Annotated in this window: 12 protein-coding genes, 5 tRNA genes and 1 other RNA gene; 5 read left to right on the top strand and 13 right to left on the bottom strand. The window is 58.6% G+C overall.

Going from position 1 to position 11,074, the window contains the following annotated elements; genetic code table 11:
* Positions 1-13 precede the first annotated feature (13 nt).
* On the bottom strand, positions 14-544 hold the full coding sequence (locus VFO29_05155) for a hypothetical protein (GenBank protein HET9392888.1): 531 nt from the start codon (positions 542-544) through the stop codon (positions 14-16).
* Between the two features lie 510 nt (positions 545-1,054).
* Here VFO29_05155 and VFO29_05150 point away from each other — a divergent pair.
* Both VFO29_05150 and VFO29_05145 read left to right on the top strand, forming a co-directional pair.
* Positions 1,055-1,522 (top strand): GyrI-like domain-containing protein, encoded by a 468-nt coding sequence (locus VFO29_05150; GenBank protein HET9392887.1) that lies wholly within the window; start codon positions 1,055-1,057, stop codon positions 1,520-1,522.
* On the top strand, positions 1,519-1,866 hold the full coding sequence (locus VFO29_05145; GenBank protein ID HET9392886.1) for a hypothetical protein: 348 nt from the start codon (positions 1,519-1,521) through the stop codon (positions 1,864-1,866). The genes VFO29_05150 and VFO29_05145 overlap by 4 nt, the downstream gene beginning before the upstream one ends.
* Before the next feature lie 10 nt (positions 1,867-1,876).
* On the opposite strand, the gene VFO29_05140 is transcribed toward VFO29_05145, so the two are convergent.
* The 6 genes from VFO29_05140 to VFO29_05115 form a co-directional block, all read right to left on the bottom strand.
* A complete protein-coding gene (locus tag VFO29_05140) occupies positions 1,877-2,158 on the bottom strand; it encodes a hypothetical protein (GenBank protein HET9392885.1) in 282 nt (93 codons plus the stop codon).
* Between the two features lie 633 nt (positions 2,159-2,791).
* Positions 2,792-2,863, bottom strand: a tRNA-Lys gene (locus VFO29_05135).
* Between the two features lie 6 nt (positions 2,864-2,869).
* A tRNA-Lys gene (locus VFO29_05130) sits at positions 2,870-2,942 on the bottom strand.
* 65 nt (positions 2,943-3,007) lie between these two features.
* Positions 3,008-3,084: transfer RNA gene (locus tag VFO29_05125), tRNA-His, on the bottom strand.
* A 4-nt stretch (positions 3,085-3,088) separates the two neighbouring features.
* Positions 3,089-3,161 (bottom strand) — tRNA-Arg (locus tag VFO29_05120).
* Positions 3,162-3,223: 62 nt separating this feature from the next.
* Positions 3,224-3,301 (bottom strand) — tRNA-Pro (locus VFO29_05115).
* A 17-nt stretch (positions 3,302-3,318) separates the two neighbouring features.
* Here VFO29_05115 and VFO29_05110 point away from each other — a divergent pair.
* Positions 3,319-3,603 (top strand): hypothetical protein, encoded by a 285-nt coding sequence (locus VFO29_05110; protein ID HET9392884.1) that lies wholly within the window; start codon positions 3,319-3,321, stop codon positions 3,601-3,603.
* A gap of 164 nt (positions 3,604-3,767) precedes the next feature.
* Here the strand turns inward: VFO29_05110 and VFO29_05105 are convergent, their stop codons facing one another.
* From VFO29_05105 to ffs, 6 genes are all read right to left on the bottom strand, one after another.
* A complete protein-coding gene (locus VFO29_05105) occupies positions 3,768-4,628 on the bottom strand; it encodes a GNAT family N-acetyltransferase (GenBank protein HET9392883.1) in 861 nt (286 codons plus the stop codon).
* The gene (rdgB, locus tag VFO29_05100) at positions 4,621-5,217 is read right to left on the bottom strand and encodes an RdgB/HAM1 family non-canonical purine NTP pyrophosphatase (GenBank protein HET9392882.1); all 597 of its coding nucleotides are present in this window, start codon (positions 5,215-5,217) and stop codon (positions 4,621-4,623) included. The genes VFO29_05105 and rdgB overlap by 8 nt, the downstream gene beginning before the upstream one ends.
* A gap of 3 nt (positions 5,218-5,220) precedes the next feature.
* Positions 5,221-7,038 carry a translation elongation factor 4 gene (gene lepA / locus VFO29_05095; GenBank protein ID HET9392881.1) on the bottom strand — a complete coding sequence of 606 codons (1,818 nt, stop codon included), beginning with the start codon at positions 7,036-7,038 and terminating at the stop codon, positions 5,221-5,223.
* Positions 7,035-7,310: a YggT family protein gene (locus tag VFO29_05090; GenBank protein HET9392880.1), complete on the bottom strand. Its 276-nt coding sequence runs from the start codon at positions 7,308-7,310 to the stop codon at positions 7,035-7,037. Before VFO29_05090 ends, lepA begins: the two co-directional genes overlap by 4 nt.
* Before the next feature lie 12 nt (positions 7,311-7,322).
* Entirely contained in the window at positions 7,323-8,195 is an 873-nt protein-coding gene (locus VFO29_05085) for a M23 family metallopeptidase (GenBank protein ID HET9392879.1), read from the bottom strand.
* A gap of 146 nt (positions 8,196-8,341) precedes the next feature.
* Positions 8,342-8,440: signal recognition particle sRNA small type (gene ffs / locus VFO29_05080), an RNA gene on the bottom strand.
* An 81-nt stretch (positions 8,441-8,521) separates the two neighbouring features.
* Here ffs and VFO29_05075 point away from each other — a divergent pair.
* Both VFO29_05075 and VFO29_05070 read left to right on the top strand, forming a co-directional pair.
* The gene (locus VFO29_05075) at positions 8,522-10,576 is read left to right on the top strand and encodes a M3 family metallopeptidase (protein HET9392878.1); all 2,055 of its coding nucleotides are present in this window, start codon (positions 8,522-8,524) and stop codon (positions 10,574-10,576) included.
* On the top strand, positions 10,573-11,040 hold the full coding sequence (locus VFO29_05070; GenBank protein HET9392877.1) for a YbhB/YbcL family Raf kinase inhibitor-like protein: 468 nt from the start codon (positions 10,573-10,575) through the stop codon (positions 11,038-11,040). Before VFO29_05075 ends, VFO29_05070 begins: the two co-directional genes overlap by 4 nt.
* Positions 11,041-11,074: the final 34 nt, after the last annotated feature.

The following is an 11,074-nucleotide window of genomic DNA, read 5'->3' as shown; positions in this document are numbered from 1 at the left end:
TTTCTAGGTGCCCCTACTCCGCCGCGATGGATGTGTGCGGGTAAGACTGGCCGGTGACTTCCGTCGGTCGGTCACTTGAGTGGAGTCGCACCAGCCAGCACCGGTTCAGCAACGAGCAATAATAGACGTGCACCTCGACTCGCTGATAGGCGGGTCCTAGGCGGCCCGCGACGTTTGGCAACGTGGCCTTTAAGATCAAGGCGCTCGCGCCGGGCCGAATCACTTGTCCGGGTTCAATCGAGCCGTAGTTGAACTTGCGCCCCAGCAGGTGCATCTTATGAAGCGCAACGACCACCGAACGCACGGGGACGCCGTCCAGCAGCACTTGCGCGCTATCAATGATCGCCGGGCCGACGCCGTCATTCGCTAGATAGAGTTGGAATGTCGTGGGCGATGCGGTTGCATTAAATGACAAGTAAGGCCATTCGGTAGCGCTGAACTGTTCCGCATACATCCGCGTTTGGTAGAGAGCGCTGAAAGCGGTCAGGCCGCTTACGATTAGCGCGGCCAACGCGATCAGGAGGTCCGGTCTCCAGCCTTTCATCCGGTCGTGAAGCAGCCGAGGGTCCAGGATGGCTGCCCTTGCGCTGTCACGACGTAATATGTTCGCGACGCCAATGGAGGCGTCACGCCTGAATAATACGGGCGGATCGGCGACGTTGTGGTGTTGTTCAATCGCAAATCAAATGTAGTCCCATTCGACCCAGTCACAGTCACGGTAATGAAAATAAAAAACAGTGTTGGAACAGGCGCATCGTAGGTATTCGTCACCGAAAGAATCAGCCCATTAGGGGACAGCCCTGCGGAGTTGTTTAGCGGGGAAACCATTTCAGAGCCCAAGGTCCTGTCGACGGTGCAGGTCTGGGCAGGACTCTGCACTATCCACTGTGAGCTCGTCCCACCGCAGCCGCTCACTCCGATGGCGAAAGAGAGAACTGCAAGGCTGGGGACGACACGCCTCATCGCTATGTACTTACACGGGCCCCGTTCCTACCCTAGCTGCTTACCCAAGGTAAACACAGGACCCAGCCCTGGGTCCTAACAATCGCCCTACGTGGAGCACCGCATCGATCTCAGGGATGCCCAGCCCCGCCTTCTTGCCGCCGTTAAAGTCACGACGGTTCTTTCTCGTTGGCCAAGTGAATTCGCTCACGAACTTAGTAAGGTCTACGAAGTCATCCGCGCCGGCAAGGCGCGTAAAGCCGGCCACAATGTGATGGTCTATTACCCGCGCAAGGATGGTAAGGTCGACATCGTTTGCGGCGTCGAGATTGCCGAGAAATTCGAACCCGTCGGTGATGTCGGGTATTTTGAAACCCCTGCGGGACCCGCAGTTAGCGCCCTACACTCTGGCCCATATAATCGGTTGGGATTGACCCACGATGCCGTGGTTGCTTGGATTCGCGCAAATCATCACGAGCCTAGCGGAATCTGCTGGGAAATCTACGGTGATTGGGAAGAGGACCCGGCGAAATTGCGCACCGAGATCTTCCATCTTCTACAAAGGACAGGTTCTTTATGAGAGCATTTCTTATGACAATAACGGTCGCGGCGCTCGCCTTGATCGGGACGCAGTCAGCAGCATTGGCCGACCTCAATCTGCGCAGCGTCGGCATGCACGCTCAGTCATGGCAAAACACGTGCAGAGTCACTACCACCGGCGGCGGCGCAACGATCCGTTGCAAGGACTCTTCGGAAGATTCGCTCAGTTTCTGGCACCGTCCGGGCGACATCACATGCGAGGCCCTCGTGACGTACTCGCCTCCGTGGACAAAACGGCCACCGTGGAAGATCGAGCTTTACAATAACCACTCGAAATGCCACGTCCAGTGGTTGGGCCCCGAGAGCGCCGAGATTAAGTTCTAGCTCAAGTAGGTCAGAACTTTAAGAGGATCACGCCCGTTGGGACGTGGTCGAATTTCTGGCTAACTCTGCAGTTGTGCCGGCACAGTTCATTCAGCTGCGCCTTCGCGGTAAAAGTGTATGCGTCTGCGGGGATGTCATAAAACTTAAGACTTCCGTTGCCGTTGATCGTGTTTTCCTCGAAGCCGGTCCAATCCGAACCGCCATCTGGATTCTTCGCTCTCCAAGAAATTGAAACGAAAATCGGCGTGCGGCTGCCCTGGACGCCTTCGACCTTTACTGTCGGCCGTATCATTTTCGGCTCGGGAGACGCTCTTGCAGTCAACATCGGAGTGACAGCAAGGGCAAATAGGATGAAAACGGCTCTTTTCATAGAGCACCTCCGAGCAAAACCGTTTGCGCCCACAGAAGACAGCCCCTTTGGGGACAGCTCCCGGCCCCCGTCGCGAGGAGGTCCCGCGGGCGCTTACCAAAGAGCCGGAATCGCGGACACGCAACAGGAGGTAAACATGGCCCGCTGTCTCTTGGTAGCTTTTCTCGTCGCCGCACTCACGGCGCCCGCGTATGCACTCGGTGGGAAAGCACACGTCACGGTCGAGAACAAAACGGCGTACGGCGCGTGGGTGACCATCTATAGGTACGCGTTTCGCGATGTTATCGCAGCATCGTACTGTGTGAAGTCGTCCGGGAATGTTACGAGATTTTTCAAAGACGCGTACAAAGTGCAAATCGAGGTGGAGAAATCAAAGGGCGGCTGCGGTGGCGGACGCGCTTGGAGATGCGCTAAAGACATACAATTTCCTCAGGCGTTCCCTGCAAACTCAGCACCCGCATTTTGGAAATTGACCGCGGAGGGCAGTCCAGGACATTTCCATTGTGACTAGACATCTAACAGCCCCGGCAGTTAATGCCGGGGCTGATTTGTACTTGCACCGCGAGGGACTTGAACCCCCAACCAATTGATTAAGAGTCAACTGCTCTACCATTGAGCTAGCGGTGCACAACGTGCGCCCCCCGGGACTCGAACCCGGGACCAACGGCTTAAAAGGCCGCTGCTCTACCGACTGAGCTAGAGGCGCGCAGGCCCCAGTGTAGCCGGGTTTTACCCGTTTGACAACGGCTTCGCTTTGCATGCTGAGATGAGTGGGGTGGCTGACGGGGGTCGAACCCGCGACCTTCGGATCCACAATCCGACGCTCTAACCAACTGAGCTACAACCACCACGTGCGGCCGGAGGGAATCGAACCCCCATCTTCGAGTTTAGAAGACTCGTGCCTTATCCATTAGACCACGGCCGCCTACTTCGAGCCTGAAATAGAATACCACGGCCCGCAAGCTTGCCTGCCTGCGGGCCGTTCCATGGTCGGGGCGACAGGAATTGAACCTGCGAACCTCTCGGACCCAAACCGAGCGCTCTACCAAGCTGAGCTACGCCCCGTAGCCGTACTTAAACCATTGAAACTCGCGGGCTGTTTTCCTCCGATGGCAGTTCGCGCACCGTATTTCACACTTGCTGATTTCCCGCTCGATTCGTCGCCAAGACAACCGCGCGATCCCGTTGCCGATATCGAATTCCTTGATACCCTGGACGTGATCGAAGTCCAGTACAAGGATATCCTTTTCACCACAGTCTGCGCAGCACTTTCCGTTCAAGAACTCTCGCAGATTCCTGCGGTTAAGTTCTGCGTAACGCTTTTGATTCGTATAACGCCGGTGATTATGCTTTGCCTTGTTCGCTGAGTAATGGTCTCGGCTGTATTGACGCTGACATTCTCTACAATAAGAACAGGGGTTTGGTGTCTGGAGCGAACGGACCGAGAATTCTGAAAGAGGCAACACCCGCGCACACATCTTACAGTGTTTCATGCAAACATGTGTTCGCTAATGCAATACGATTTACCTTGCTAAAACAACAAATAATTTAAACCAACGTAACGCGCAAGATCCAAACTTGTGCCATCCGTTGCGAAGCTAACGTTGTTCACAATTCGTAACCGCGCACGCATTGTCGTGCGCAATATCCGCGTGTTCACTCCAGGCACCAGCAGTGTACACCACTCCGCGCTATAGCTCGCGCGCAATGCGGCGAGCGCGTAAGCCAACATTTGTACGAGATATGCCGGCGACGTCGACGCCATCGGCCCGATGCGTCCGCTCGGCCAAACGTATGCGTAGCCCGCTAATTCCACGCCGAGCGTAAACACAAAACCTTTCGCGTTATCGGAGAAGTAAAGATGATCTTGCGGCCTGGCCGTCCCCCTCACTTCACGATCGAGCTGGCTCAGCGCCGCCGCGTGCGCCATCGGGTCAATCGGATCTGCTCCGAAACGGTACTCGCCCGCAGCCATCCGCTCGAGTTCGCTCGCGTGCGGGATGGCACCGGCGATTTCAACCAGCAGCGTATGCAACGGAACGCCCCGCCGCGCATAAAACGCCAGTGCATCGAGCTGCGCGGGATCCACTATGCCGCTACGCGCTAGATCGTTCGCCTCGCCGGCGGCAGCGATCAAAAGTTCTAGACCGATGCCGCGCGAGCGGAACGACGGCTCGACGAACAGCTCGCTGAGGAACCATTCATCCTCCATCGCATGCGGAATGGCAATTCCAATCGGCGCGCCCTCATCCCGCGCGACAAAAACGCCGTTGGGGGCAACGTGCGCAAGGTCCGTGTACAGCTGATAGTCGTGCTCGTTCCGCGTGCGGCGCCGTGCGAAATGCGCCACTTCTTCCGGCGTCGCCGGCCCGATGACGTGCTGCTCAGCCACGGGAGCGCAGCGCCATTAATAAGCCATCCGCGGCGCGCCGGCGGTGACTGACGCGGTTCTTCTCGTTATCCGCCAGTTCGGCAAACGTCTTACCGGTCGGAGGATACAGAAAAATCGGATCGTAGCCGAAGCCGAACTTACCGCGCTCGGCATCGGCGATGACACCTCTCACCTCGCCGTAACCGGTCAGTTCCGTGCCGTCGTCCAGCAGCAGCATCATGGCGCAGCAGAATTTTGCGGTGCGTTTATCCGGTGGCACGCCCGTCAACTCTTCCAGCACACCTTCACGCCGCGCCGCCCACGTCGCGTCGGCGCTCAAATAACGAGCGGACAGCACTCCCGGACGCCCATCCAAGGCCGCGACCTCTAAGCCGGAATCGTCCGCCAAGACGGCGCCTTGAATCCCGGCATCGCCCAGTTGTTTGTGCAGCTGCCGCGCTTTGAGCGCAGCGTTTTCTGCGTAACTTGTCTCGCCCTCAGCCGGCTCGGCGTAGAGCGGGTACGTGTCGAGATCGATCTCGCTGCTTGCTAAGATCTGGCGCAGCTCGCCGATCTTCCCGAGGTTCTTCGAAGCGACGAACGTCTTCAAAAGTTATTCGCTGCCTAAGCGCAGTACCGCCATGAAGGCTTCTTGCGGCAAGTCCACCCTGCCGACGCGTTTCATGCGCTCTTTGCCGGCCTTCTGCTTCTCCAGCAGCTTCCGTTTGCGCGTTATGTCGCCGCCGTAGCACTTCGCTAGTACGTTCTTGCGCATAGCCGTCACCGTTTCGCGAGCGACAATCTTTCCGCCGATCGCCGCCTGGATCGGCACCTCGAACATCTGCCGAGGTATAAGTTCCTTCAGTTTTTCCGCCAATGCCCGGCCACGCGCGGCGGCTCGCTCTCGTGAGATAATAAATGAAAGCGCGTCGACCACCTCGCCGCTCAGCATGATCTCCAATTTCACCAGATCGCCTTCGCGGTACCCGATGACGTCGTAGTCGAGCGAGGCGTAACCCTTGGTACGCGACTTCAACTGATCGAAGTAGTCGATGATGACTTCGATCAGCGGCATTTCATACGTAAGGATCACTCGCCCGTCGTGTAGGTACTCCATATTGCCCAGCTCGCCGCGCCGCGCTTGTGTGATCTCCATAATCGCGCCTACATAGTCGGGCGGCGTGATAATCGTCGCCTTGACGTATGGCTCCTCGATCGAAGCGATCTCGTTCATCACCGGCAATTTGCTCGGGTTATCGATCATCTCCACGGTGCCGTCCGTTCGCGTCACGCGAAAAACGACCGACGGGGACGTCGCAATCAAATCGAGCGCGTAGTCGCGCTCCAGGCGCTCCTGCACGATCTCCATGTGCAGTAGTCCCAAGAAGCCGCACCGGAAACCAAAGCCCAGGGCGATCGACGTCTCCGGCTCGTAGGTAAACGCGGCATCGTTAAGTTTGAGTTTTTCCAATGCGTCGCGCAATGACGAATACTCGGCGCCCTCGTTCGGATACAATCCGCAATACACCATCGGAACAGCCTTGCGATAACCGACCAGCGGCACGTGCGCCGGATTGCTCGCGCCGGTGATCGTATCGCCCACGTCGATTTCGCCGAGCGACTTGACGTTGCCGATCACGTAGCCCACGCTGCCCATATCCAACTTTTGCGTCGGACGCATCTGTGGCGCGAAGACACCCACCTCGGTACATTCGAAGACGCGCTGGTGCGCCATGGACATGAAGCGCGTCCCGGCGTGCAGCTCGCCATCCACCACGCGCACGTACGAAACGACGCCGCGATATGGATCGAATTGTGCATTGAACACCAAGCCGCGCAGGTGATCGCGGTGCCCCTTCGGCGGCGGAATACGTTTGACGATCGCCTCAAGGATCTCGCCGATGCCGATTCCGTTTTTGGCGCTGGCGAGAATGCACTCGCTCTTCTCCATGATGAGCAGCTCCTCGACCTCGCTCATCACTCGTTCTGGGTCGGCCGCCGGCAGATCGATCTTGTTAATGACCGGAATGATCGTCAGATCGTGCTCGAGCGCCAAGTGGTAGTTGGCCAGCGTCTGCGCTTCGATGCCTTGCGCGGCGTCGATGATGAGGATCGCACCCTCGCACGCAGCCAGCGAGCGCGATACCTCATACGAGAAATCGACGTGTCCGGGCGTGTCGATCAAATTCAGCTGGTATGTCTTGCCGTCTTGTGCCGGATAACCGAGGGTCACGGGGTGCATGCGGATGGTGATGCCGCGCTCCCGCTCCAGGTCCATCGCGTCCAGCGCCTGTTCTTCCATGTCGCGCAGCTCGATCGTCTGCGTCATCTCGAGCAGCCGGTCCGAGAGCGTCGTTTTTCCGTGGTCTATGTGGGCGATGATGCAAAAGTTGCGGACGTTCTCGGCAACTTCGCTACGATGAGCGCTCAATAGCAGGCAAACAAGTTGGGCCGGATCAGCGCTCTATCGACCAACAGTAAAATGAAAAAGACGATCATGAATGACCAATCGATCCCGGCGGTCGGCGGGATGAGCCGCCGCACCGGATCCAGCACGGGCTCGACGAGCATGTCCACCCAGCGGCTCCACGCGCCGCGCAAGTCCGGCACCCACGACAGCACGGCGTACACCAGCATGATAATCATGTACAGCCAGAACACTTTGTCGAGCACAACAAAGAGCCAACACGACAGGCCACTCATAAGGGAGCCGTTCTAGGGCAGAGAGGCTAAAACTTTTGGCGGAACGCCGTTGAGGTAGGGCGCCGGATCGATGGGCGTACCGTTGAGCATGACTTGGTAGTGCAGGTGCGGGCCGGTTGAAAAGCCCGTATCACCGACCAACCCGATAAACTCGCCCTTGTGGACGTACTCGCCCGGGGAAACGTCAATGCGCGAAAGATGCGCGTACCAGGTGTGATAGCCGTTGCCGTGGTCGATATCGATCTTCATGCCGAAGCCGCCGTCCCAACCGGCGCTTGCTATCGTGCCCGCCGCCGTCGCATGCACCGAGTCGCCGTAGTTCGCATTCAAATCCACGCCGGGATGAAACTCCACGCTCGGCGCCGAGCGGTAGCAGAAACAGCCGACGATTTGCGCGCCGTCGACCGGATCGATCGATGGAATGCCGGCCAGCAGCCGCGCGCGTGCAAGTTCTTGCAGATGATGAATGTTCAGCACGTGCAAGGTCAGCCGCCGTAGGGCCTGCGCCTGCAGCGTCGTTTCCTTAGAAGCTTGTGCGAGTTCGTCGACGTGGCGGGCCAGCTGGACGACGCCGCTCTTCTCACCGTCCGGGATCCAAGATGTCTTTTGAACGCCGCCGGTATGCGGACGTGGTTTTGTTCCAACACCGATCAGCTGCTGAATCTGCTGGTTCTCGCGCTGCACTTGCTGGAGTTGCGAGCGGATCGCGCTGGCCTTTTTGTCGAGCGTTTGGAGCTGATCGTGCTGCGTCTGTAGGGCCGCCTGCTGCGCGTGAACGCGGAAGACCTGGAAGCCGGCGGCGCTGAGCACGACAAACACGGCGATCGCTAGTGCGATCGAGCCGCTGACGATGTGCTTTCTCGTCACCTCGAAACGATGAACCACATCGCCTCGTTGAGGGACGATCTTAATGAAATATCGTTCTTTGATGCTCAAATTATCTCGCCGGTGTACGGTTTACCGGGACACGGCAGGTTCGAGCCAGGGAACCCTCGCCCTCCCGTCCCCTTGCTTCTTAACACAACCACGGCGGGACCCAGGTGATTCGCGGCACCCGTAAGGGCTCGCTTACCGTTGCTCCCCTCCGGTCCTGGCGGGGTTCACGAGGTTACGCTGCGCGAGGCCCGGCCCCCGTCGTGGCGACAAGCATCATAGCACCAAAGGGGCGTTTTGCAACGTTCCAAAATCGACAGCCTATCCGGAGGTAACCCTTGAAACGCATCGCCCTCGCCATGACGCTCGCCCTGTCTTCCCTGTTTCCGGCCCAGGCCGCACTCGCCCAAGGCTCGCCGGCCCCGGTGGATTGGAACCTTACGCCCGCACAAATCGGGCAGACGTGTAAGGCCGCGATCGCCAAAGCCCAAACGCGCCTGAACGCGCTGCTTGCTGCTAAAGGAAACCGGACGTTCGCGAATACGGTTCTTCCGCTTGAGGATCTGACATCCGACTTGAACGACACGACGGTCGCGCAGCAGTTTCTTGTGAACGTCGCGACCGGCCAAGACGTGCAAAACGCTTCCAACGACTGCAACACCGCCGAATCTTCTTTCTTCACCGACCTGAGCGCCAGCCCGCAGCTGTATGCGCAAGTTGCCGCGGCCGCGCGTAGCACTACGGCCCGCGACGTGTATCAGCGGAAACTGACATCCATCTGGCTGGATACTTTAAAGCGCAGCGGCGCCGGCTTGTCCGCGGCGGGACGCTTAGAGTTCGTTAGGCTTAGCAAAGAGCTGACCGACCTCCAAAACAACTTTGCGCTAAACCTCGGGAACGACACGACAACGATCGTCATAACAGCGGCGCAGGCGGCCATGCTGCCGTCGGACTTTGTTGCAAGCCTTAAGTCCGCGGCGGGCGGCGGTTTGATACTCCCGGTTAACGAGAGCACCGTGACGCCGTTCTATCAAAACGAAAGTGACGCAGCCGCACGAAAAGCTTACTACCTGGCGTACAACAACCGGCAGGCCGCCAAGAACACGCCGCTTCTCGAGCGCGCGATTGCAATTCGTGACCGGCTAGCGCATTTGCTTGGCTATCAAACGTGGGCGGCTTATCAGGTCTCTAATCGCACTGCCAAGACGCCCGAGCGCGTCGTGTCGTTCCTATCGGGGCTCGACAAGACAATACTTCCGAAGGCGCGCGCCGATATCGCCGTCCTAACTGCTCTTAAAGCTTCCGATACCAAAGATCCCGCGGCGGTGCTTCAGCCGTGGGATTTCACCTACTACGACAACATGCTGCAGAAGACGCAGTACGCGGTCGATCAAAACCAAATCCGGCAGTACTTTCCGGTCCAACATACGATCGATGCTGTCTTAGACATCTATCACAGGCTGCTCGGAGTTGATTTCAAACCCGTCGTGCCGGCGAATGCCTGGAACCCGGACGTGATCGCCTACGCGGTAAGCGACTCCGCTACCGGCCGTTTCATCGGCACGACGTATTTCGATCTCTTTCCGCGACCGCACAAGTATGGGCACTTCGCGAACTTTCCGATCCTGCCGGTCCGCCGTCTTGCCGACGGCACGTATAGGCCGCCGTTTGCCGCCGTCGTCGGCAACTGGACGCGCCCCGCGCCGGGGCAGCCGGGGCTGCTGAGCCACGACGAAGTCGTCACCTTCTTCCACGAGTTCGGCCACAATATGGCCGCGCTTCTGGCGACTGCGCCCTACGAGACGCTTTCGAACGGATTCGTTTGGGACTTCGTCGAGGCTCCGTCGCAGATGCTGGAAAACTTCGTCTGGCAGCCTTCGATCCTTAAAGAGATTAGTTCCAACTGGCAAACCGGACAGCCGCTGCCTGACGACTTGATCGCCAGCCTTATCAAATCGCGGTACGTTGACTACGCATATGCAACGACCAGACAGATCATGTACGCGCAGATCGACATGACGTATCACACGAGCGGTCCTCATGTGGATACAACTGCCGTTTGGGACAAACTCGCAACGGATCTCACGCCTATGCCCGCCGTACCTGATACTCACCCGCAAGCATCCTTCGGGCATCTCATGGGCGGCTACGATGCCGGCTATTACGGCTATCTCTGGTCGAAAGTCTACGCGCAAGACATGTTCACGGCGTTCCTAAGCGGTGGCTTAGAAAATCCGGCCGTCGGCATGCGCTACCGCCAAGACATTCTGCAACCCGCGCGCACCTACGACCCCGACGTTGAAGTACAGCGCTTCCTCGGGCGTGCGATGAGTCCGAATGCCTTTTACGCCGAGTTCAACACGCCGGCAGCTTCCGCGAGTCCGACACCATGATGATTGCCGCCGCGGCGTTCGCGCTGGCTTCGCTCACCTTTCGTCCGAATTCGACGCTGCCGCAAACTACGGTTTACACCGGCTGCGGCGGTCCGAATATCTCGCCCGAGCTGCACTGGTCAAACGCACCGCGCGGAACGCGCAGCTTCGCGCTGACTGTGTTCGACCCGGACGCAGCCGGCGGCTGGTACCACTGGGTCGCGTACAACATTCCGCCATCGACGGCTCACTTTACGGCGGGAGTGCGTCTTCCGATCGGCGAGCTCGGCGCGACGTCGTTCAAACAACTCGGTTACGGCGGCCCGTGTCCCCCGCCGGGCAAGGTCCATCATTATATATTCACGCTCTACGCGCTCAACGTCAGAAAAGTCGGACCCGCCGGAATGACGGGCCCGCGTTTGGAGGCGGCGCTACGGAGGCACGTCCTGGCGCGCACGAACATTACCGGCCTCTACGGGCGCTAGCGGCCTGTAGACATCCAGAGGATTTCCCGCCCCG

The sequence above is a fragment of the Candidatus Rubrimentiphilum sp. genome, from assembly GCA_035710515.1.
Lineage (GTDB): Bacteria > Vulcanimicrobiota > Vulcanimicrobiia > Vulcanimicrobiales > Vulcanimicrobiaceae > Rubrimentiphilum.
This window is presented reverse-complemented; position numbering and strand designations above follow the sequence as displayed.

Bases quoted from the DNA above. Each gene is read 5' to 3' on its own strand.
- VFO29_05155 (HET9392888.1), bottom strand. From the start codon at position 544: ATGAAAGGCTGGAGACCGGACCTCCTGATCGCGTTGGCCGCGCTAATC.
- VFO29_05145 (HET9392886.1), top strand. From the start codon at position 1,519: ATGAGAGCATTTCTTATGACAATAACGGTCGCGGCGCTCGCCTTGATC.
- VFO29_05140 (HET9392885.1), bottom strand. From the start codon at position 2,158: ATGATACGGCCGACAGTAAAGGTCGAAGGCGTCCAGGGCAGCCGCACG.
- VFO29_05090 (HET9392880.1), bottom strand. From the start codon at position 7,310: ATGAGTGGCCTGTCGTGTTGGCTCTTTGTTGTGCTCGACAAAGTGTTC.
- VFO29_05070 (HET9392877.1), top strand. From the start codon at position 10,573: ATGATGATTGCCGCCGCGGCGTTCGCGCTGGCTTCGCTCACCTTTCGT.